Consider the following 23,467-nt stretch of genomic DNA (forward strand, 5'->3'; position numbering starts at 1 on the left):
AATGCTTTTTTAGGACTGAGAGATGCACAAAAAGTTTGATTTACTCTTTCATGATTTTATAAGAAGCACTATCCAGCACTAGAATATACACTCCACGAGGCAATGCAGATAAATCCATACTGTTTGAAGAACGACGTGCTTGCAATTCCTGTCCAGCAAGATTATACAATTGAATATTTTCTATAGTTGAAGTAGTTTCCCAGTTTACGATACCGCTCGTAGGATTTGGGTAAATCGCTACTGAAACCGTCACATCATCTATTCCTGCAGTCGTACCAAATTCCAAGGCTCCTAAATCTGGTGTACTATCACGCTGGAACTGATTAAAATCGTCACTAGGTGCAAACGCAGCGTCTGCACTATTAATTGCCGGCGAGTTTGCTTGTAGTCTAAAATCAAAGTTAGCCGCATCCATAAATAATGGATTTACCATTCTTGTATTTTGCTCTACAGCAACGGTCGCAGCATTAGTATTTATCGCTCCTGCCGTACCATATATAATATTATCTTTTACGGTAATAGGTGCCGTCACATTTATCGCGATTGCGCTTTTACTCTGGTTGCTATCTATAATAGAAATGTTATTTATAATTTTAAAGTCCGTTCCACCTTGGATACTGATTCCTATGTTACCACCATTATTTGATGGCTGGTTGAGATAAATAGACTTTGTATAAGAATTAAAATAACAGGTATTATTTATAATATCGATACGCGTTCCAGAATTAGAATGGATCCCGCTGTAACCGTTATAATAACAAATATTATTTGCTATTAAAATACGTCCACGCAACCATCCTGTATCATCATTAGGATTATTAGGTGTGTTATTATCATCTATATCATTGCGCTGTAAAGAAATACCTTTCCCTTCATCAATCTCTGGAGTGATAATCGTTTTAGTAGGTGCCCAAGAGTAAATCTCATTATAGTTATGATGCACTCGATTGCGTTCTATAAAAATCTTATATCCATCATTTGTGTCTGTACCATTTTGCGCATTTGTAACTACCAGTCCGTGCGTTCCAGAAAAGGATTTACGTGAGCAATTTTCTACTTCGTTTTCTTTTATGTTGATGTAATCACATTTAGAAACACGCATTCCACCGCCAGGCATTAATCGTATATGATTGCGTTCTATGTCTATATGATGTACATCAGTCAGATACATTCCTCTCGTGTCTGTGTAAGATGGTCTGGATACATTACCCAAGGCTGGAAACGTCATTTGACCTACTTGAGCATCAGTCGTTCCTGGCTGTACTCGATATTGTGTATTTGAACTGCCGTTAGTACGGTATAAGAATTGGCAAGCCTTTGCGGTACTCAGTGAGATATTATTTACCTCACCTTCAATGATTAAATCTGTGATTTTTAAATAAGAACAGTTAGCCAACCTTAAAATATTTGCGCCATCACCTTTTAATCGTGTGTTGCTATCAAAAGAAGTGATCGTGATGTAATTATTAGGCGTCCCGTTCAAATTATTGATACGCATGGAATTTTCCTGATGCCATAATTGAGGATCGTTAATATTACCGCTATAACTATAATTAGCGTCATAACTAGAATTTGCATAAACACCCATGATTTTAATGGTATCACCAGCACTTACCGCATTTACAGCATCATCGATATCATTAAATGGCGTCGATGGACTCGTTCCATTATTACCACTAGTTCCCGTTTGTTGAGATACGTAGTATGTAGTTTGCGCTTGCGCGAAAACGAAACTTAAACAAGCAACTACTAGAAGTATAGATTTTTTCATGGAAACAAACTTTGTTCAAATTTACTCGGAAACTCTTTAATCAAGGTTTGAAGATTGATGAAGTGCGTTTGTTTGTAGTCAGGTGGTGCGGTTTTAATCAACAAGGCTTTTAAGATTTGACATACAAACTATTAGTGTTGGAATTGTCTAAATCGTTTTGTTATGCTTTTAGATTGAATTAGGTGACAAACACCCAATTCTTATTTTCCCTCAAGGGAAAACGGTAAGTTTTGAATGTAATCATCAGCTCGTTTTAACTCGACACAGGTTAACTTTCTGCTTTGGGAAAATGTGTGACTTGTGCTGAGCTTGTCGAAGTAAGGACAATGGAGTTTGCGTATGGGTGAAAACATCTACGTTTCAAAAATTATTTCTCAACCTTTCCTACTAAATTTCTGTAAACTCCAATTTGCCCACCTTTCCTATCCCAGAAATTTGTGCGAACAAATTATCAGGGATCTGAAAGGAGCTTTTTATGGAAATCACTATTCCACAACAAACTCCTTTTCATAAAACTCAAAAAACAGCGTTCCTATCTTTTTCATAGGATCTGTCACATAATGGCCTACCGGTGGCGGATTCTTCTCAAAATAAAACCGAGAATTTTTGTTCTTTTCTTGTGGTATCAAAGCGACGCGGTCATCTTCATGAGCAACTTGTTGCATCGCTTTAACGACCTTACCATGTCCTACTTGAAATATAAGAAATGGCAATTGCAGATGATTAAAATCTTCACGCACATGACTTATGAGATTGGTGAGGTTATCATAATAGGTCTCAGCTGGTTTAGTACCGCCTTTTTTACCACTATCGCTTTCTCCTTGTACCCAAAGCATTCCGCACAAGGTATAGCTGTCCTTATCAAATTTTGATAATACTTTTTGAGAATAATCTATAAATTCTTGGTATAACTTCGGCTGATTTTCTTCTTTTATCTTAGTAGCTTTTTCTAGCGTCCACTCTGGATTCCATGCACCGTAGAGAGACATTCCACCACGTGAGCGTTTGATTAAAATAATTTCATGATCAGGATATTTCTCAGACATCTCAATACCAAAAAACAACTCTGGCCCAAATAGATAGTCTGCGCCAAATTTCTTTGCGGTGTGCTTTTCAACTTTGGTAGTGTCGAGCGGTTTTCCTTCATCAAAGTTATAGTACAAGGTCACATTGCCCTGTGCTTTTTTAAGTCGGGCTTTATCTTCTGTAGATAAACCGCTTGCCTTAGCACGTCCATCCATATTAGACTGTCCAGCGAGTAAAAAGACTTTTGCTTTTTTAGGAGTTTGAGATAGGTTGCTATGTTGTGCTTTGCATGAAACTGTTACTGAAAGCATTACAGCAATAATTGCTAACTTCTTCATCTACTTCTCAATTACAAATTCATCAAATGACTTTCCTGTGTAAGAGTTATAGCCTTTAAAACTCAATGTTTTACCATCGACTTCAAATACGCCAAAACTAGCCATATGCTCAGAATGCGCGACGATGGTTCCGTCTTCACAATTTTCTTTATTGCTCGGGTCTGCTTTCCACTTTTTATTGAGTTTACCACCTGCGCCCATGGTTATGGATATGAAACGGTTTTCTAAATCTTTGTATTCACTTTGATTAGTCCTGTCTTGCTCTACCATGCCATTTCCATTATAAGGTTTTAAACGTTCATAAGTATGCGCATGACCATTGAGCACGATGTCCACCTTGTTTGCTGCAAAAACTTCATACAATCCCATAACATGCTCATAATCTTTTTTATAGGTACAACTTTTCCCATTGTGATGTAGATAGACTACAATCCAGTCATGCTTACCAGCATTTTGCTTTAAAGTTTCTTTGAGCCATAGGGTTTGTTTTTCATAATCGTAAAAACTGCCATCTCTAGAATCCAGACCGATGAACAGCGTGTTAGAATAAGCAAATGAATAATAATATTCTTCGTTAGGTAAATTCCATTCTTTTTTAAAATTTTCATCATGATTAGCACTCAACCAGTCGTGATTTCCAGCCACAGGATAAAATGGTGTATTAATAAAAACATCTTTAAACGGTTTGAACAAGTGATTGTCATAGTTCTTACTTTCTCCTTTAGGATACACGATATCTCCTAAACCTAGTCCAAAGTCCGGCTTGCGCTCCATTTCTGCAATACGGTCTGCAGGTTCATTTGCAAAACTGCTTTTTTCTTTGGCACCTATATCTCCCATAGCATAAAAACTAAACGCCTGTTTCTTATTATCTGGAGAAGTTTTAAAATAGTAGTTTTCGCCTCGAGCGAGAACATGACCGTTAGAATGAATGGCATACGTATATTTTGTATCAGGCTCTAAATTCTTTAAAGCCACTTCATTAAAGAGATAACCTTCATGAGCTGTGAGATAGCCTTTTTCAATAAAAACAGTATCTCCACCTATTTCTGAATAGATTACCAGACATTCTGTTACACTAGCGTCTGTTTTCCAAGTGATTATAGCACTATTTGCTTTAACCATTTGAAGATAAGGCTGGCGCTCTAGGGTAGGTTTTGTTCCTATTGCTTCTATTTTTATAGCTTCCACTTTTTGAGTTGAAGACACTTGACTTGTCGATTTACAGGACACTAAAAGCGCACATAGCACTACTATGTAACAAACTTTATTCATCATTTAATTTCTTTTATAATCGGGATTTAATCGCGGTTGTTCATATTCTGTATTTAATTTCCAGCGCTCTAATTCCTCTTTTAATTTCTGTACCATTTCTGGATAATCATTTGAAACTTCTTTAGTTTCATAAGGATCATCGGTTAAGTTGTACAAGATAAATGAATTAGTTTCCACATCTTCGGTCATTTTAAAACCGTCCATTTGAATCACATTCACCCATTGAGATGCAAATTCTTGTCGTTTTACATTGAAGTTAGCGTAGTTAGTATATTCCCAAATCAAAGCTCTGCGGTCGGTTTCTTTTGTTTTTCCTAACAGTAAATCTGTCAAATCTTCACCATCAAGCAAATAGTTTTCAGGTTTTGAAGTTCCGGTCAACCCTAAAATTGTAGGATACAAATCCACATGAATAATAGGTTCTTTTGATACAGATCCAGCTTCAATTTTATTTTTCCACTTAAAAATATAAGGAACTCTAATTCCACCTTCCAGCGTTTGTCCTTTTACACCTTGATAAGGTTGGTTGAATATGTTGCTTTCAGTTTTATAATGTCCATTATCACTTGTAAAAACGACTATGGTATCATCTTCTAGCTCCAAGGTTTTTAAAGCTTCCATCAACTGCCCTAAGCTATCGTCTAGGCTTTTTATCATGGCTAGGACTTTGATTTCGTCTGGACCTATATCTTTATTTCCTTTTAGCTTTTGTTTGAAATGTGTAAGATATTCTGCTTTAGGCTCTAGTGGTTTATGTACCAAATAATAAGGAACGTAAGCAAAAAATGGCTTATTAGCATCTTTAGCATTCTCGATAAAATCTATAGTTTTCTCAGTAATCACATCTGCTGAGTACAAGCTGTTATCTAAATCGTCTTGCTGTGGTGATGTTTTAAAATTATAATGTCCCGTCATTTCAAAGCCTTCGTCAAATCCTTGATTTTGAATTTGTAATTCGTTTTTACCGAGATGCCATTTTCCGTAAGCCGAAGTTTTATAGTCGTTACTTTTTAAAGCTTCGGCAATGGTGATTTTATCAAGTGATAATCCAGCTCCGGAACCTTTTACTTTATTAATATCTGGCGGCAAGAATTTCATCGCTTCCAGCGTTTTTTTGTCTTTTTTATAACGATCTGCCACGCGATAGACTTTATGTCGTGGCGCATACTGACCAGAAAGAATAGACGCTCGTGACGGTGCACAAGTTGGGTCGTTTGCATAGCCGTTTGTAAAATGCATTCCTTCGGCAAACAGTTTGTCTATGTTAGGCGATTCTACTAATTCATTGCCATAAGAATTCAACGCATTTATTCCTAAATCATCTGCCAGAATGAAAACGACATTAGGCTTTTTATCGATTGCATTAGAATTTGCATCTTGGGCTTTGCAGCTTGTAAAAGCCAAAGTCAGTAAAAGAAAAAACAAAAATCTACTCATAATGGTGGTTTTCTACTGGTAGTAATATTGTTTTACCATGTTTTACATCTTTTTTAAAATTCAAAAGTCAAATTATAGACTTCTGTATCGTCTTCCCTTGAGGGAAGATAAGAGTTGGGTGTTGGCGTTATTAAATTGATTTAAAAATCACAACTATCACCGCAAACACCCTTTGCCTATCGGCATTTCCCTCAAGGGAAACTTTAAATCAATTTTAAGTTATAAAAACTATCTCTTATTTTAAGATTGATTCCTATTTTAATATAAAACTCTTTTAGATAATCTTTCATCTCGAATCATAATTATCAGAGCTACTCTTTCTTTTTACTTTCATTTTTCATTTTACTTTTCCCTTCAGCTTTCAACCAAAACAACTGTTTCCAGACCGCAGGACCATCGTTTTCCAGCTTTTCGCCTTCGGTACTTCTTCCATCGAGAATAATGGTATTGAGTTCTTTAGTTAGTTCTTCCTTCTTTGTCGCAATAGCTGTATCGCTTTCATCATAAAACAAATTGTTTGTCTCTGATGGATCAGTCGAAACATTGAACAAATAGCTTTTACCTTTTTTAGGATTCATATCCATTTTCCAGTCGCCTTTTCTAATGGAAAAACGTCCCGCAAAATTGCTGTAAACCGATGCTTTTCTCTCGTAATTATTCTCACCTTTCAACAGCGACAAAATGCTATAGCTATCGACTCCTTGATTGTTATCCGTTTTAGCATTTAGCAATTCTGCACAAGTAGCATATAAATCGGCTAGGGAAATGGTAGTGCTACTTGTGGTTTTAGGTTTTACCTGATTTTTCCATTGTACAATGAATGGAACAGTATGACCACCTTGATGTAAGGTCGCTTTTCTACCTCTTAATCGTCCGCTAGGTTTGTGCTTGTACGTCTCTTCAAACTCGATAGGAAACGAAGATTTAGACGCGCCATTATCTGCCGTGAAAATGATGATGGTGTTTTCTTCAATACCTTTTTCTTGCAGTGCAGCAACTATTTGACCAACGGTCCAGTCCAGTTCTTGAATAAAATCACCATAAATTCCGGCCTCACTCGTTCCCACAAAATCTTCACGTGGATAAACTGGTGTATGAGGTGCAGTCAACGGAATGTACAAAAAGAACGGTTTTTCACTTTCATACTCTGCAATAAAATTTACAGACTTCTCCGTTAAATCTAGCATCACTTGCTCAGCTTTAAAACCAGTCGCTTTATCGCCCTTGCGTATCAACTTCTGTCCACCGACCAGATCCATTTTTCTTCCTCCAGGGAAATCTTTGCTTTTTCCGTCTGGTTTCATAGTTTCTGTAGGAACCATTATGAGCTGATTATTTTCAGAATACACGTAAGGTGGAAAATCTAGCGAGGCGTTTAATCCATAGAAATAATCAAATCCATGATCTATCGGTCCACCAGTAAAAGGCTTGCTATAATCTACTTTATCACTCACATCTTCTTTAAACTGATACGGATTTTTAGGATCCATTTCCAGATTTGCCTCATCTTCAATTTCCCAATTCCAACCCAAATGCCATTTTCCAATCATCGCGGTTTCATAACCATTGCGCTGTAATAATTTAGGTGCCGTATCTGTAGAATCTTTGATAAGTGCTTTAGAATATCCATCTAAAACACGAGCTTTTAGCTGTGTTCTCCATGAATATTGCCCAGTCATAATACTGTAACGCGATGGAGTGCAGACTGATGATGTGGTATGCGCATCAGTAAAGGTCATTCCGTTATTAATCAATGCATCAATATTTGGTGTGTTTACTTTTGCGTCTGGATTAAGGCCAGACACATCACCTATTCCCATATCGTCTGCCAGTATGTAAACGATATTGGGTTGTTGTTGCGCTTTCGCGAAAGCGGAAATAACTATAAAAACTGCTACTATTAAAATTCTATTCATAACTGTTAAATGCTGTGATCTGGATTGATTTTGTTCTTTTAGTAGGCCTTAAACGGATGCCGTAAATAGCGTCACCATTGAGCTTTATCCTAAGACCTTCACCAATAGTTGTTCCATTATAAACGGTCTTCCAATTGCCATTTTCATCTTTAGCTTCTATATGAAATTCTCGAATGCAGTGCGCTCGCATATTTTCACTTAATAAAAGTGTTTTTACGTTTTTTGCCGATTTAAAATCTAAAGTCAGACTAGGATTTTTATCATTTCTTGCTGGTTCCCACCACTTTTTTAAATGAATTCCTTCGCTAAAAACATTTCCTTTGGCATTGTAAATGACGTCGCCTTTTTTATTGTCGCTAAAATATGATGATTGCGTTACTTCAAAATCTGTGCTTGCAATAGGAGTAGCATTCCAAGTCTCAATACGCTCAAAGTTAGCCGGATCTTTAGCTAGAGTAAGTTCTACTATGTTGTCGATATTTTTGTTGAATTCTGCTTTCGCGAAAGCGAGAACTAACTTTCCATTCTCAACTTTATAATTTTCAAAACCGTCAGTAATCCCTTTTGCAGAAAGGATTTCTATAGGTAATTCAGGCAATTCAATAGTTGCAGTCGCGTCGTTACCTAACTTTTGTAAAACATGAATGTAGAGTTTATTGCCTACCTGAGTTGTAGAACCATAGTCGCCACCTATGTAAATGCCGCGACGTGTATTTTTAATGGTGTAACCATATGTATCGATCCACTCGCCAACTTTTACGGCTTCTTCGGCTTCTTTTGCGACAAATTCACCTTTTTCATTTGGACCCAAGTTAAGCAGTAGGTTCCCACCATTTCCTGCGACCTGAATTAACATACCGAGTACCGTTTCATGAGGTTTTATAGGACCTTTGCTGTACAGCCACTTGTCTGTCATGGTTAAGCATGCTTCCCAATATCTATGATGGTTGATAGGTCCCAGACTTTGCTCTGGCGTGTCATAATCTCCACGATCATCAAGTGGCCATCCAAAACCAGTTCTTGCATTACTAATAATGCCTGGTTGCCATTCTTTCATTTCTTTCAGAACATGGTAGGAATCCCATTGCCAGTATTTAGTCGCTAGATGATCCCAAAAAACGCCATCAATTTTCCCATATTCTGTAAATAATTGCTCTACATGTTCTTTCATGTAAGGCAAGTAATTCTCATAATGTTTTTCACGTAAATTATCTGGATGTGTCCAGTCTGGTTGTGAGTAGTACCAAAAAATCTTAACGCCTGCTTTATGAGCAGCATCTGCCAGTTCTTTACAAATATCACGACCGAATGGCGTGTTCATGATTGTATAATCTGAATTTTTTGCATCAAAGAAAGCGAACCCATCATGATGCTTTGCAGTAAATACTACATATTCTGCGCCCCAACTTTTAACCTGTTGCATCCATTTATCTGCATTAAAGTTTACTGGATTGAATTTTTTGTAGAGGTTGTCATAAACTGCTGGTTCCACTCCTTTTTTTGCAGGTTTTCCTGCTCCAGGACGTTCTCCATCGCGTCCCCAACTTAATGCATCAGTTTCAAAAAGTGCTGGTCCCCAATGTACAAAGATTCCTAATTTGGCATTTTTGTACCACTCCATTTCTGCTTCGGTAGCATAGAGTTCTTGTTGCTGCGCTGCAGTGACGTACATAGCAGAATCCTTTGCGGGAAATTGCCATTGTGCTTTATAACTTTTATCTTTCTTTTGTGAATGACCTAAAGTTGAAATCATCAACAGGATAAGAAATAATGCTTTTTTCATTGTATTACTTTTTATCTAGATAATTAGGGATTCCATCGTGATCTGCATCTCCAGCGCCTTCTTCATCATCAGGAATGCCGTCGCCATCTGCATCACGTACTAAAATATTGTTTTTATTTTTTGCAGAAACTTCAAACGGTTTGGTTTTTAATAATGCGATACATCCATCGCCTTCACCCATCGAGCGTATGTTTCTAGAAAATTTGTGTAATAATGGTTCGTAAATTTCTCTTTCCACCACGGCTAAGTTTCTAGTCTCGTTAGGATCACGTTCATAATCATAGAGCTCATAGAAATTATCTCCACCTTTTTTACTTACCCATTCTATATAACGGTATTTTCCCTTAACTCTATAGCCGTAACCTATTCCTCGTTGTCCTCGATATACAGTTATCGCACCTATTTTTACTTGTGCATCAGTATCATTCAATATAGGTACTAAACTGCGTCCTTTAATAGGTCTTCCATCTTCTGCTGAGGCATTTTTAGGTTGTTCTGGAACTTCTAATCCAGCCAGTTCACAAAGTGTAGGATAAATATCAATCGTAGAAACCGCAGAGAATGATTCTCCTTTTGCATTATCATTTCTAGGGTCGATAATCATCAATGGTGAAGAAGATGCTACTTCAAGATTAGAATGTTTATTCCATCTACCATGCTCGCCTAAGAACAATCCATGATCACCCCAAAACACAATAATCGTATTATCTGCAACGCCCAATGCTTCTAATTTTTCCATGACTATACCTATTTGAGCATCTACAAAAGAGGTACATGCATAATAACCTCGTTTCAATTCTAGCTGGAAATCTTCATCAATCAATCCAGTTTCTGAATTCATGTGTTTTTTTACATCTTTTCCTTTTAAAGCATATGTTTTTAAATCATCACGACCTACAGGTGCTTTTTGATTTGCCGCTACTTTAAATTTTGTATCTTCATATAAATCCCAATATTTTTTAGGCGCAATAAAAGGTTCGTGCGGTTTTTTAAAACCTATAGCCATAAAAAATGGCGCGTCTTTCTTTGCTACTTGATCTAGTAATTCAATTCCTTCTTTTCTTATGATCCCATCTACATAATCTTCTTCTGGCAAATCTTGAAAGTCAAGAGCTACATTTTTAGGATTATGGCCACCACGAGGCGCTAGATATGGAATACTCCAGGAAGCCTCATCATCGCCATCTTTACTACTATCATCACCTACAGTTCTAGGATCATGGATTTTTCCAGCAGCGGCAGTTGTGTAACCGTTATTTTTAAAATATTCTGGTAAGAAAGTGACATTAGGCAGCTTTGCGCGTATAGGTTTAAAACCTATCACACCAGTTTCCTCAGGCATTAAACCTGTAGTGATTACCGCTCTAGAAGGACCACAAACGGCATATTGTACTTGATGATTTCTGAAGGTGACTCCTTTTTTTGCAAGCGCATCTATATTTGGTGTAATCGCCTGCTCATCGCCATAAGCTCCTAAATTATTACGCAAATCGTCCACAAATATCAGTAGGACATTTGGTTTCTTTTTATCTGTGTTTTGGGCTGTAGCTGTTTTTGCAAACACAAAAGCGACGATAAGTAAGAGCACATAATGTTTCATAAGTAAAGCTTTAAATTAGAGTTAGACTCGATAGATGTCTATTCAACATTTTTCTTAAAGACCGTGTGAAGAGCGTAATTTAGTTCTTGTTTCGCTTTCGCGAAAGCAGGATCATTAACAATATTCACATTTTCATCTAGATCTGTGTTATGATTATACAACATGCGCGCCATAATGCTATCGTTATCTTTTTTCAAGAACTCGGTATAGCTATATTGAGCGGTTTGTATGGAAAAACCATTTCCTTTTTTAATCAAAACATAGTCTTTTCCAGGTAGTCTTGGATTTTCAAGAACTAGTTTTAAACTCACACCATCCAATTGATTTTCAGGTATTTTTAAATCGCATAGATCTGCTAGAGTTGGGTAAATGTCTATTAAATCTGTTAATGCTTTTGTGGTCATCCCTTTGTTTTCCATTCCTGGATAACTAATAATTAAAGGAACTCTAGTGGACGTTTTATAGTTGGTGAATTTTGCCCATTGTGTGTGCTCTTGCAAATTATATCCATGGTCAGAAACTAGAATGACAATCGTGTTTTTATCTAAACCAGATTCTTTTAACTGGCTCAAAATTTTACCAATTAGTGCATCAGTATAACTTACAGTTGCATAATAACCATGAATCAAGTCTAATGCTACAGAATCTGAAACTTGACCTTGCATAGGAATATTTGAATAAGCTCGCATCTCAGGCCAGTTGCTTATGCTCATCTTGGGAGCGTTTTTTGGAATGTAATTGTAGTTTTCTGGTTGCTTAATGGAATCTCGATTGTATAAATCCCAGTACTTTTTAGGCGCATTAAAAGGCAAGTGAGGCGCGATAAAACCAGCGGTTAAAAAGAAAGGTTTTGCAGTTTTTTCAAGTTTTTTAAGGTCACGGATTACTTTTTCGGTCATCAAACCATCAATGTAAACCGAGTCTGCAACAGCGGCACTTTCATAGGCTGGACCTGTGTTAGTAGCTAGATATTCAGCAGTATTTTCAGGATTATGATAATCTTTCCATAGCGATTGCCAGTAATCTGTAGGTTTTAGGTTTTGGTCATTTTTATCAAAAGCATAAGGTCTATACACCTCATCCCAATCGTTTTCTCTATCGTCGAGATGATGATATACTTTACCATTTGAAATGGTCGTGTAACCGTTATTTTTAAATAGTTGTGGAAGTGTGATCACATCTGGAGTTTCCTTCTCTACAAACGTGTTATAATTTAAAAACCGCTTTCTAGTAGGTAACATTCCTGTGAGCATACTTGCTCGGGATGCTCCACAAACAGGCACGTTACAATAAGCATTATTGAATTGCATACCGCTGGCAGCAAGTGCGTCAATGTTAGGAGATTTTATATAGTCTGCGCCATAACTGGATAACTCTGGTCTTAAATCATCCATGTATAGCAATAGCACATTAGGCGATTGCTTTTCTTCAACTGCCTTTTCACAAGCTGTTAAACAAAGGATACATGATATGAATATAAGAAATCGCATTATTCAATTATAGTGCTTAAAATCTCACTTTCTTTGTAACCTATACGCTGTGCCATCGCATATAAATACTGACCTTTTTGAACAGGAATAGCATCTCCAAATACTTGCCAATTACTATTTAAATCTAGTTTTTGAACAGGTTTATCTGATAAAATATAGCCTATAGATGCGCCTTGAGTTGCGCTTTCTAGATTAATCAACTTGCCCGTTTCAGGCTCATAAATCACTTTCACAGAGTCCGTAATAGGTTGCTCAAAGTTGGGCCACATTTGATTGATTAGTTGCGCCTCAGGCATCATCCCATAATCCATGTATTTATCACGGTGGTTCAACAATGCTTGTCGCAATTCTTTCTCCACATTGTTATATTTCTCATTTCCTGCGAGGTTGACCAGATTATGTGGATCTTTTTTACAATCATACAATTCAACACTGGTTTTATCTGTAAACCATTCTTGCTGAGTGCTGTTTAGGGTTCCGCTTTCGCGAAAGCGTAACATCTCTTCCATCATAGGAACTTGTTTTCTATAACCTACATCTTTGTACCATATTTTTTCTGGTAAATCATTCTGGATGTATAAATAACGGTCATTTCTTACAGCGCGACTGCGGTCTGTAAACTCATCAAAACGATCGCTACTACCGAAGATGTACTCGCGTTCTTCAGTATTTTGAGTTCCCATAAAAGGTGTTCCCTGAATATTCTCAGGAATCTTCACGTTTGCAAGGTTCAAAACCGTAGGAGCTAAGTCTATAAAAGAAACTAATTGATCGCTACGACCTGATTTTCCACGCAAATCCTTCACCATAAACGGCACTTTTAAACCGCTGTCGTAGATCTCACGTTTCTGTCGTGGCAATGGTCCACCGTGGTCACTGTAAAAGAAAATGATAGTGTTGTCATACAATCCATCATCTTTCAATTGTTGCAGTAAGTCGCCTACTTGTTTATCGAGTAACTCGATGTTGCTGTAAACACGAGCAATATCTGTTCTAGAGGTTTCTGTATCTTGAAAATAAGGTGGCACTTTAACATCTTTAGGGTTCACAGTTAATGGTAAATCTGCATTTTTCCACACACGACTTTCATGTGTTACTCCATAATTAAATACCGAGAAAAAAGGTTGTCCATCTTTACGATTACGCCAGTGTGCTTTTTTGCTATTCTGATCCCAAACGGTTACTGGAGCAGCAAATTGATAGTCGGTTTTTTCATTATTTGAAGTAAAATAGCCAGCCTGACGCAAATATTCTGGAAAGCATTTTACATATTCCGGAATAACCGCAGCATATTGGATAATATCATTTCCTTGTAAATCTGCTCTATTGATGTCCTTTTGATACGTACGTCTCCCGTAAGCCATCACGTCCTGACCAGTACGCATGTGCATGGTTCCTATACTCGTAGGATACATTCCAGTAATAATCGCACTACGACTAGGACCGCAAACACCTACTACTGCGAATGCATTATCGTAAACAACACTTTCTTTTGCGAGTGCATCAAGCACAGGTGTTTTGGCAGTTTTATCGCCATAAAATGAAAACATAGGACTGATGTCCTCAGTTACAATCCAGAGGATGTTAGGTTGTGAACTTGAACTTGAATTTGTATTTGTATTTGAAGTTGTTTTGGAGGTTGAGTTGCAAGATGCTATGACAGTTGCGATTGCCAGTAGGAATAGAATTTTTTTCATAGCAATGGTTTTATCGGATTTGCTTAATGTAAGCTCTCAGTTGTGCTTCAGTTATGCTACTCGTATGTTGAATCACAAGGTTACTATTCTTATCATAGAAATAAGTGGTAGGTCTTGCTATAATTCCTTGATTTGATAAACTTTCCTCAGTTAATACAAAATCAAATGAATAGTCATTCTTATTCACAAATGATTTTACTTTTTGCGGTTTCTCATCACTGACCATAACAAATTGAATTTCATCTCCATACTCTGCTTTTAATGTTTCAAAATGTTCAAATTCTACAATACATGGTGCACACCAAGTTCCCCAATAATTAACTACTATAGGTTTTCCAGAATAAACATCCCATGATATTTTCTTTCCATCTAGCGAAGTTATTTCCATTGCATCCACCTCAATTTGTGGCTGATTTGCAATTCTATTGTAACCGATATATGCCGTTATACATAAAGCGATAACACCTGTAGCTAATCCTAGCCAAAACGATTTTTTATCCATGACTATGAAAATTTAAGTCCACCTGTTGCTAATAATATCACTATTGCGATGATCGCAATGCCAATGTAACCTGCCAAGAAGCCGACTACGAATCCTATTACTTTTTTCATATTAAAATACTTTAATTAACTCATTAGAATCAAGAAAGTATCAAATGTTACATAAGAACCAAATGTCCCTAAAAACATTGGTTACAACTCAATTTTAATTTCGTTCATTTTTTGATTCTTCACTTCAAAATAACCTGTTTTGGTCTCACCATCAACGGTTACTGCATATTGATACAAACCGTGAAATCCTCTGGATTCTATGGACTCTTTTTTAGTCAGCTTTCGCGAAAGCGTGGTTTTCCAATCTTTATCGACCAATGAAAAATAAGCTTTTCCCATCTCGCCTATCGTTCCATCTTTTTCATAAATATCGACTTTTCCACGTCCATCTTCTTGAAAACCCCAAAACATAAATTCGGCCACGTTAGGATGTGAAAACGCTGCAATCATAAAGTCACGTGTGTATTGCTCGCGCACGACTGGATCTTGCTCATCCATGGTAAATTCTGAAATACTGATGGGTTTACCCAAAGTAGCATAAAAACTCAATATTTCTATCACACGTTCTGGTGGTGTGAGATCTGTTCCCATGTGTGACTGAATGCCTATTCCTTGAACCGCACCAGGTACGTGTTCATCCACACGCTTGATGTAGTCATAATACCATTGCTGTTTTTGAGTATCGATTCCACCTTTACTGATGATTCCATACTCGTTCACAAATCGCGTGACTTGTGGCGCTTTATTTTTAGTGATTTTAAAAGCTTCATATAAAAACTCTTCTCCACCCATAAGATTTTGAAAATCTTTATTTGTGTAAGCCTCATTAACTACATCCCAGTGCGATATTTTACCATTAGTAGCCGCGAGAACGTTCCACATGTGCTTGCGCACAAGTTCTTTTACCTTCTCTGGATTATTTTTATTTGCTTTTACTTCATCACTGTTGTACTGGAAACCTGGCCACATTAATACATGACCTTTAACTGCAATGTTATCTGCTCTGAGCATATCTATTGCTTTCATGGTTTGTTTGCGTCTAGACTTACTTGACCAACGTTTAATCTTCAAATCATTTCCTAAAACGGTCAACCCAAATACTTTTTTAAATCGCTCGTACTGGTCTTTATCCTTTAAAAGTTCCTCTGCATGCATAGTCGCTCCAAAAGGAAATGAATGTCTTACCAGTTCTACTTGTACGTTTGCTTTTTCAACTGGTTGTCCATTTTTAGAAACGGTAATATTAAAATCACTTTTGCGCAATTTTTCTATGCGAGCCTGAGCAATTTTGCGCCACTCAGCGTCCATTTCCATACCGATGTAAGTCACTTCGGTTTTAGGTAAATCCTCAAGGGCTGTGTTTTGAGGAAATACTTCAAATTTGATATTTTTTAAAGCAAGTTCTTGAGGCTGGAAACCAAACTGAAATACTACTGCGAGATCATCTTTTGAAATATTTTGAGTTGCCTGAAAAGGAATGTAATACTTTTTCCAAACCGAACCTATGTTCAACGTACGATCTAAATTTTCTTTAAAAGAATCAGACTGTCGTAACTGAATTAAAAGTTTTGCCTCACCAGTTTCTTCACTGCTTTCGTTTGTTTTACCTTCAAATGAAAGTAGAACAACGGCGTTTTTTGAAACACGTTCTTTCTTAATCGGTAACGTAGTGGTCAACTTGTAAATGAACTTAGGCTGTTCAATTGTTTTTAAATACAGTGTTTCCTCTTCAAAATTGATTTCACCTGCTTTATCTCGTGAATAAAGTGACGCCAGTCGATCTGATTGCAATAAATCGCGCCTTTCTGGCTGCTGCGCACAGGCTGCAATGGAACAGATAGCAATAAGTAAGTATAAGTATTTCTTCATTTTAGGTTTTTAGTTACGATTTCGCATCTCGACTTCGCTCGATGTGAACTTCAGCGAGAAAAAAGTAAATATCTCTAGAAGTAAACGTTTTTAAAAAGTTTTCTTCCACTCTTTTAACTGTTTCAATAAGCTTGCCGCTTTCTCTGGTTGCGCTTTACTCAAATCATTTTGTTCACCAGCGTCCAAAGCGATATTGTACAACTCCATCCTATCTTCTTTATACCAATGAATCAGTTTATAATCACCTTCTCGTATCGCCGAAGATTTTGTGTCGCCAGTATTTGTAGGTCGAGCCTTAGAACTGTGCCAAAAAACCGTTCTATCGTTCCAGTTTTCTTTGTCTTGCCAAACAGGCAACATATTTTTTCCTGCAGTGATGGATTCTTTACCAGCAGTAAGTTGGGCAAGTGTAGGAAACACATCCATCAACATTACCAGACTTTCTTCATCGCGTGGTTGTAGCTCATTCCATTTTACAAAAAACGGTACTTTGATTCCGCCATCGTAAAGATGTCCTTTTCCTGCGCGTAGCGGATAGTTAGTGGTTGCCAGGCTTCTTTGTTTAGTTCCATCATTACTCAATCCACCGTGGTCGCTGGAGAAAATGATAATCGTATTATCTAAAATCCCTTCGCTTGCTAATAAGTCCAATACTCTACCTACATTTTCATCAGTATTCTCCACCATTGCTGCATAAGTAGGATTGTCCTGGCGCATTTTAGTACGTCCGGTTCCTTCCTTGATATATTCTGGTGTGTCGTTATAATCAAAAGCGGCTATCTCTTTACGGTTGCGTTTGATGTCTTCATCTTTTGCTTCAAATGGCTGGTGGACATTATAAAAAGCAAGCATAGCCATAAAAGGCTCGTTTTTATCTCTGTTTTTAATGTAGTCTAATGCTTGTGTTGTTAATACATCTGTCAAATAATCACCTTCTTTACTCACCTCATCCAGTCCTAGAATAGGTGCTTTTTTTGTTTTTCCTTTTCCCTTTTTCACGTTAAAAGGTGCAATAAAAGAAATAGGTGAACCAGCATGTCCTGCGGCAACGCTGGTATCAAATCCCAGTTCCGTAGGATTTTCACCTAAGTGATATTTTCCAAAATAAGCGGTTTGATATCCAGCGTCATCAATAGCTTTTATATAATTACGGTCAGCAGGCAAGTTGTCTATGGCAAAGCCATCGTCTGGAACATCACCGTTTTGGATAGGATAATTTCCTGTAAGCATCGCATAACGTGATGGCACACATCGCGGATAATTTGCATAAGCATTTGTAAATCGTACACTTTCTGCTCCTAATTGATCTATACGTGGTGTTTGATAAATCTGTGAACCGTGAATACTCAAATCGTGATATCCTAAATCATCTACGTGAAGAATGAGAATGTTGGGCTTTGAAATCGAACTCGAATTCGAAATTGAATTCGAAGTTGAGTTGCTGTCTTTTGTTTTGCAGCTTACTAATGCAAAAAGAAGCGCCACAATCATGAATAATTCAATGAATGCAAACAGTATAGGGCTTTGTTTATTATCGATTTCCTTTTTCATAAAATTAATGTTACGCTATTCTTTAACCAATTTCAAAGTTGTTATTCCTTCACTATGCTTTATTTGAATCAAGTAAAAACCACTTGCCAAAGAAGAAACATCAAACTGATTGTTCTCAAGTTTACTGACTAAGACTTGAGTGCCGTCCATGGCATAAATTGCGGCTGTTTCAATATTAGAATTCGATTTAAACTTTATCACATCCTTTGCTGGGTTAGGATACATTTGAATAGTATTTATCAATGCATCATCTACACTCAAAGTATTTTGAACTTCGATTACATTAATTGAGAATTTTCTAATAGTTTCAGAATTATTAACTGTAGAATTATTAAAAACAATATTTGAATCACCTTCTGAAACACCGGCCACATATGGAGCATTTGAATGGTAACGCGTTAGGGTTTGTGTTCCTGTATAATCAAACAGATTCCCAAATTGAACACTGCTCACATTAGAATCATCAGTGTTAATAATGAGTAATGTTTCTTTTTGGGTATTTTTAAATTTGATGCCGTACAATGCATTTACATTGTTTACAGAGATAGGATTGTTTGAAAAATTCACAAATTGCATTTGTGTCATTCCAGCTGCGGCTTGTTGAAATAATTTTGCAGCTACACCTACCGGTGCAAGTTTCATAGGTGAGCCTACTTTAATTACCGTATTATCAGTAAGATGATGAAAATGTAATTGAGTGATTTTATCTCCTAAACTCAACCAGCTATAATTGAGTGCTGCATATCTTACAGCGTCTGCCCAAGTTTCTTCGGCAATTCCTTTTACTTCTCCGTACTCTGTAAGCCATAACTCATAATTGCTAGGCACAAGGTTATAATCAGATTGCTTGACTAGCGGATATTCAATTCCTTCAGCAATAGCAACTTTAGACGATTGATTATCTGAAATAACAGTCTGTACGCCATAACTGGTATTAAGATAATGATGTTGGGTTAAAGCATCTACTTGACTAGCTAGTGTTGAATAACTTGGGTTATTTGCTAATTCAGTAATGATGGTATTGTTCCATCGATCTCTAGCTGATGTTCCATTACCAGATTTTGTGGTACACATCGCAATTTTCATATTGGGATACTGAGCTTTAATCGCTGTAACTATTGCTTTACATTGTTCTACGTAAAATGCTGCTGTTATATCAGTAGCATTTTGTTTGCTTGTGGATTGATATGGAGCATTGGTAGCTGGATTCCAACCGCTATAAAACACTCCATTAATTTCTTTAATTTCAAATATTCCCGATTCTATATTTCCAAAATAGAATTCGTTTCCTAACTCTACCGCATAAGGTAAATTCCCTTGAGTATCAAACTCTGCAAGTGCCGCGAGCATATCAGTAATTTTAGCATTAAGCGTTGCGGTACTTTTTAAAACGGACTCAGGTGCATTTACTGAGATTCCTGTCGCTGAAGTAGGTCGTGCAATATTAACTACATAAACTACTTTAGTTCCAGAAGGAATTGCATTTACAAAACCTGGAATGGTAAGCACTTCTTTATTGTTCCAGTTCTTATCAGTATTATCGAGAAATTTCCCAGTTTGCCATTCCCAGTAATTTGCTTGAGTTCCACCTGGGTAACGCAATACATCTGGATTGATTTGAGTCAGTAAATTCTGAAAGCTATTATCTGTCCACCAGCTACCTGGATCTGATCTTCTATTAAAACCTATATCTAAAGCCGTCATATCGCGCAACGCCGAATTTAACGTGGTCGTCACTTGAGCAGTTACCCAACTCGACATGGATAAGGCAAAGACTAAAAACAAGATGCAAATACGATTCATAATAGAGGTTTTCCTTCTATTACAAAGTAGCAATAAAAAACGCCCATTGTGGTTCAATGAGCGTTTGTTTAGGTTGTATTATTGACAACTATGTGGCTGTCACTACTTTTTCTTCTTCTTATTCTTTTTCTTTTCGGCTTTTTGAGCTGCTCTAAAGTCTTTCCACATGTTCATTTTTTCAGGAACTAAGTATTCCTTTTTCCATGCTTTCAAAGTTTTAGTAAGACTAGCTACCATTTCTGGATACGCACTAGAAAGATCGTTCAATTCTCCTATGTCTTCTTTTAAGTTGTACAACTCAGAACGTTTTTCTTCATTGTAAACCACTAGTTTATAATCTCCAGAACGTACCACACTCATTTTTGCATCACCAGTAGAATGAGGTCTTGCTTTACGAGAATGCCAGAACACTGTGCGATCTTTCCAGTTCTCCTCACCCATCAAGACCTTTTCAAAACTTTGCCCATCGATTCCTTCGATTTTCTTGTCAATTGCAAGATCTAGCAGCGTTGGGAAAATATCCATTCCTACTACTATACTTTCATCTTCTACTCTTGGCTTGATATGATCTGCCCATTTTACAAATAACGGCACTCTTATTCCACCTTCATACAACCATCCTTTACCTGCTTTGAGCGGTAAATTAGAAGTTGCCAGTTGACGTTCTCCTTTATTTCCATCGTTAGATAATCCACCGTGGTCACTAGAAAAGACGATGATGGTGTTTTTATCAATTCCTAAATCTTTAAGCGTTTGCAATAAACGGCCTACGTTTTCATCTACATTCTCCACCATACCAGCATAGTCAGCATCATCCTGATGTTGTTTGTTACGACCACTACCTTGTTTTATAAAAGCTGGACCATCAAAAGTCATGGACTCAAGCTCCTTTTCATTACGAGCTTTATCTTCCTTCTTTGCCTCAAGCGGTGTGTGAACCGAGTAGAAAGCAAGTACTGCCATAAATGGCTTTTTACCAGCATTATTCTTAATGAATTCTATAGTCGCTCCAGTCATCACATCACTGATGTAATCACCTTCTTTACTATCTTCTTTTACATTAGGAACATTATATTTTGCAGGTTTTCCATTAAGTTGCGTATTGAATGGATAATAACGCTGTCCTACACCACCAGCTTCTCCAGCAGCATAAGAATAATCAAAACCAAAATTTACTGGAGAACTATCGCCTTTTCCTAAATGCCATTTCCCTACATAAGCTGTTTCATAACCAGCATTTGTAAACTGCTTGATCATGTTACGCTCTTCTGGAATACCACCTAAGTGACCTTTATCTTCATTTACTGGATAAGTTCCTGTAAGCATTCCATAACGAGATGGCGTGCATCGTGGATACGAACTATATCCATTTGTAAATTGTGCCGATTCTTTTGCAAGTCCATCAATGTGAGGTGTTTGATATAATTCTGAGCCAGTAATGCTCAAATCGTGGTATCCTAAATCATCGGTGTGAATGATAAGAATGTTAGGTTGTTCCTGCGCCGTTGCTACAGCCGAAAGGATGATTCCTAAAATAAGTATTATTTTTTTCATGAGGTTGTTGTTGTTGTTACGCTTTCGTACCGCATCGAGTGCGGCATAAACTTCTTTTTATCTCGCTTTCGCGAAAGCGAAATTAAAAGAAAGCGAAAAAATTATAATCTATACTTTTCACAAATAATGCCAAAACCTAAAAAGCCACTCGATGAGGAGTGGCTTTTTTATTATTTCTAATTGTTGCCACGTCGCAGTCGTTGTTCTAACTGCTCTTTGAGTTCCTTTTTTATCGCATCATAAGAAGAATCTTTGGCAAAATTCCTCGTTTCTAATGGGTCATTTTTATAATCATACAACTCTGTTCCTACAATGTTATTCTCATCATAAGTCATAGTGCTGCGATATTCATTATCATGCCATTCTGTATAACGATAGCGATCTGTTCTTACAGAGTAACCCATACGTTTTTGCCTTGCGTACTGGTGAAATGCATAATCCTGACCTATGGTTGTCGACGGATCATTATCCAATAATGGAACTAATGATTTACCTTCTTGCTGTTGAGAAGCTGGCACGTTTGCCAATTCAAATACCGTTGGGAATAAGTCAACTAATTCAACTGGATGATGATCCTTTTTACCTTTTGCAACACCAGGTCCAGTGAACATAAACGGTATGCGAGTCGCTTGTTCAAAGTTAGAGTGCTTACACCATTCTGTATGGTCACCTAGGTGCCATCCATGGTCTCCCCAAAGTACAATTACGGTATCATCTGTAATTCCACGACGATCTAATTCATCAAGTATTTTTCCAATTTGAGCATCAACATAAGAGATACACGCCATGTAACCATGAATCAATTCACGTTGCTTAGCCTCGTTGAGCTTATCACCGATCTTCATTTTATTATCGATATCAGAGAAAGCGCGTAGTTCTCCAAAAGAATGGTACGCAAACTTAGGCGTTCCTTCAGCTAGTTCTTGAAACTCTGCTAGCTCGATGCTATTGCGATCGTATAAATCCCAATACTTTTTAGGAGCTATAAAAGGTAAGTGAGGTTTTTGATAACCTATTCCTAAGAACCAAGGTTTTCCTGTTTGTTCTAGTTGCTCTAATTTTTTAAGTGCTTCTACCGTATATAATCCATCTTGGTAGGCTTCGTCTGGCACGTCAGCACCTTCAGTACTAGGTTTGAATCTTTTAAAAGCATAAGATCTTTGCTTTCCACCTTTTTTAATTCCTTTTGCTTTTGCCTCAGCAATTAATTCTTCAAAACGAGCCTTGTTTGCTGGTTCTTGATAGTATGAAAATGCTGGTTCTCCATATGCAGCTGGATAATAATCAGGTAGTGTATGTGGTATAGACCAGCTTTTTCCATCATGTCCTTCAGCAGAAGATCCTTTGTGGTATATTTTACCAACTGCCGTAGTTTCATAACCTTGAGAGATCATATATTCTGGCATAGACTGCAAATCTGGTGCACTCTCACGGAAGTCTGTATGTAAATCCCAAACCTTAGTACGGTCTGGATAAGTTCCTGTCATGACACTTGCTCTAGAAGGTCCACAAACAGCATACTGAACGTGTGCGTTTGTAAATGTCATTCCCATTGCTGCCAAACGATCAAAATTAGGCGTCTTCATTTGTGTACTACCATAGTTGGACAACAATGGTTTTAAATCATCAATAGAGAGAAAAATAACATTTTTCATTTCTCCAGTAGGCGCTGTAACTGTGGAAGCAGAACTAGATGCAGTCGCTGTTGATTTTTTTGCGTCACAGCCTGACAATACCACTATGGCTGCTAATGCAATAATTTGAAATACGTTTTTCATATAAAGGTCTAAATACTTAGACATTTT

At 37.2% G+C, this 23,467-nt stretch carries 15 protein-coding genes; all 15 read right to left on the bottom strand.

Going from position 1 to position 23,467, the window contains the following annotated elements; translation table 11 throughout:
- Positions 1-40: 40 nt before the first annotated feature.
- The 15 genes from ACSHWW_RS03325 to ACSHWW_RS03395 all read right to left on the bottom strand — a co-directional run bounded on the left by ACSHWW_RS03325 (position 41) and on the right by ACSHWW_RS03395 (position 23,464).
- Positions 41-1,771, bottom strand: a complete 1,731-nt coding sequence (locus tag ACSHWW_RS03325; protein ID WP_435680997.1) for a T9SS type A sorting domain-containing protein — start codon at positions 1,769-1,771, stop codon at positions 41-43.
- A 485-nt stretch (positions 1,772-2,256) separates the two neighbouring features.
- Positions 2,257-3,135, bottom strand: a complete 879-nt coding sequence (locus tag ACSHWW_RS03330; protein WP_435680998.1) for a sialate O-acetylesterase — start codon at positions 3,133-3,135, stop codon at positions 2,257-2,259.
- Complete coding sequence (locus ACSHWW_RS03335; protein WP_435680999.1) at positions 3,136-4,413, bottom strand: metallophosphoesterase; 1,278 nt, start codon at positions 4,411-4,413, stop codon at positions 3,136-3,138.
- Entirely contained in the window at positions 4,414-5,847 is a 1,434-nt protein-coding gene (locus tag ACSHWW_RS03340; RefSeq protein WP_435681000.1) for a sulfatase, read from the bottom strand.
- Positions 5,848-6,158: 311 nt separating this feature from the next.
- The gene (locus tag ACSHWW_RS03345) at positions 6,159-7,763 is read right to left on the bottom strand and encodes a sulfatase family protein (protein WP_435681001.1); all 1,605 of its coding nucleotides are present in this window, start codon (positions 7,761-7,763) and stop codon (positions 6,159-6,161) included.
- Entirely contained in the window at positions 7,756-9,546 is a 1,791-nt protein-coding gene (locus ACSHWW_RS03350; RefSeq protein WP_435681002.1) for an alpha-L-fucosidase, read from the bottom strand. The genes ACSHWW_RS03345 and ACSHWW_RS03350 overlap by 8 nt, the downstream gene beginning before the upstream one ends.
- A 4-nt stretch (positions 9,547-9,550) precedes the next feature.
- Positions 9,551-11,146 (bottom strand): sulfatase-like hydrolase/transferase, encoded by a 1,596-nt coding sequence (locus tag ACSHWW_RS03355; RefSeq protein ID WP_435681003.1) that lies wholly within the window; start codon positions 11,144-11,146, stop codon positions 9,551-9,553.
- A 38-nt stretch (positions 11,147-11,184) separates the two neighbouring features.
- On the bottom strand, positions 11,185-12,636 hold the full coding sequence (locus ACSHWW_RS03360; protein WP_435681004.1) for a sulfatase: 1,452 nt from the start codon (positions 12,634-12,636) through the stop codon (positions 11,185-11,187).
- Positions 12,636-14,333, bottom strand: a complete 1,698-nt coding sequence (locus tag ACSHWW_RS03365) for a sulfatase family protein (protein ID WP_435681005.1) — start codon at positions 14,331-14,333, stop codon at positions 12,636-12,638. Before ACSHWW_RS03365 ends, ACSHWW_RS03360 begins: the two co-directional genes overlap by 1 nt.
- A 10-nt stretch (positions 14,334-14,343) precedes the next feature.
- Positions 14,344-14,835, bottom strand: coding sequence for a TlpA family protein disulfide reductase (locus tag ACSHWW_RS03370; RefSeq protein ID WP_435681006.1), 492 nt, complete (start codon positions 14,833-14,835; stop codon positions 14,344-14,346).
- A gap of 191 nt (positions 14,836-15,026) precedes the next feature.
- Positions 15,027-16,754 carry an endo-1,4-beta-xylanase gene (locus ACSHWW_RS03375; protein ID WP_435681007.1) on the bottom strand — a complete coding sequence of 576 codons (1,728 nt, stop codon included), beginning with the start codon at positions 16,752-16,754 and terminating at the stop codon, positions 15,027-15,029.
- Between the two features lie 90 nt (positions 16,755-16,844).
- On the bottom strand, positions 16,845-18,305 hold the full coding sequence (locus ACSHWW_RS03380) for a sulfatase (protein ID WP_435681008.1): 1,461 nt from the start codon (positions 18,303-18,305) through the stop codon (positions 16,845-16,847).
- A gap of 15 nt (positions 18,306-18,320) precedes the next feature.
- Positions 18,321-20,108, bottom strand: coding sequence for a T9SS type A sorting domain-containing protein (locus ACSHWW_RS03385; RefSeq protein WP_435681009.1), 1,788 nt, complete (start codon positions 20,106-20,108; stop codon positions 18,321-18,323).
- Between the two features lie 102 nt (positions 20,109-20,210).
- The gene (locus tag ACSHWW_RS03390) at positions 20,211-21,662 is read right to left on the bottom strand and encodes a sulfatase (RefSeq protein ID WP_435681010.1); all 1,452 of its coding nucleotides are present in this window, start codon (positions 21,660-21,662) and stop codon (positions 20,211-20,213) included.
- A 176-nt stretch (positions 21,663-21,838) separates the two neighbouring features.
- Complete coding sequence (locus ACSHWW_RS03395; protein ID WP_435681011.1) at positions 21,839-23,464, bottom strand: sulfatase; 1,626 nt, start codon at positions 23,462-23,464, stop codon at positions 21,839-21,841.
- Between the last annotated feature and the right edge of the window lie 3 nt (positions 23,465-23,467).

This window comes from Nonlabens sp., from assembly GCF_051251825.1.
In the GTDB taxonomy this organism is placed as follows: domain Bacteria; phylum Bacteroidota; class Bacteroidia; order Flavobacteriales; family Flavobacteriaceae; genus Nonlabens.

What these genes read in the sequence shown, in the direction of transcription:
- ACSHWW_RS03325 (WP_435680997.1), bottom strand. Translation starts at nt 1,771, where the DNA reads ATGAAAAAATCTATACTTCTAGTAGTTGCTTGTTTAAGTTTCGTTTTC.
- ACSHWW_RS03330 (WP_435680998.1), bottom strand. Translation starts at nt 3,135, where the DNA reads ATGAAGAAGTTAGCAATTATTGCTGTAATGCTTTCAGTAACAGTTTCA.
- ACSHWW_RS03335 (WP_435680999.1), bottom strand. Translation starts at nt 4,413, where the DNA reads ATGATGAATAAAGTTTGTTACATAGTAGTGCTATGTGCGCTTTTAGTG.
- ACSHWW_RS03340 (WP_435681000.1), bottom strand. Translation starts at nt 5,847, where the DNA reads ATGAGTAGATTTTTGTTTTTTCTTTTACTGACTTTGGCTTTTACAAGC.
- ACSHWW_RS03345 (WP_435681001.1), bottom strand. Translation starts at nt 7,763, where the DNA reads ATGAATAGAATTTTAATAGTAGCAGTTTTTATAGTTATTTCCGCTTTC.
- ACSHWW_RS03350 (WP_435681002.1), bottom strand. Translation starts at nt 9,546, where the DNA reads ATGAAAAAAGCATTATTTCTTATCCTGTTGATGATTTCAACTTTAGGT.
- ACSHWW_RS03355 (WP_435681003.1), bottom strand. Translation starts at nt 11,146, where the DNA reads ATGAAACATTATGTGCTCTTACTTATCGTCGCTTTTGTGTTTGCAAAA.
- ACSHWW_RS03360 (WP_435681004.1), bottom strand. Translation starts at nt 12,636, where the DNA reads ATGCGATTTCTTATATTCATATCATGTATCCTTTGTTTAACAGCTTGT.
- ACSHWW_RS03365 (WP_435681005.1), bottom strand. Translation starts at nt 14,333, where the DNA reads ATGAAAAAAATTCTATTCCTACTGGCAATCGCAACTGTCATAGCATCT.
- ACSHWW_RS03370 (WP_435681006.1), bottom strand. Translation starts at nt 14,835, where the DNA reads ATGGATAAAAAATCGTTTTGGCTAGGATTAGCTACAGGTGTTATCGCT.
- ACSHWW_RS03375 (WP_435681007.1), bottom strand. Translation starts at nt 16,754, where the DNA reads ATGAAGAAATACTTATACTTACTTATTGCTATCTGTTCCATTGCAGCC.
- ACSHWW_RS03380 (WP_435681008.1), bottom strand. Translation starts at nt 18,305, where the DNA reads ATGAAAAAGGAAATCGATAATAAACAAAGCCCTATACTGTTTGCATTC.
- ACSHWW_RS03385 (WP_435681009.1), bottom strand. Translation starts at nt 20,108, where the DNA reads ATGAATCGTATTTGCATCTTGTTTTTAGTCTTTGCCTTATCCATGTCG.
- ACSHWW_RS03390 (WP_435681010.1), bottom strand. Translation starts at nt 21,662, where the DNA reads ATGAAAAAAATAATACTTATTTTAGGAATCATCCTTTCGGCTGTAGCA.
- ACSHWW_RS03395 (WP_435681011.1), bottom strand. Translation starts at nt 23,464, where the DNA reads ATGTCTAAGTATTTAGACCTTTATATGAAAAACGTATTTCAAATTATT.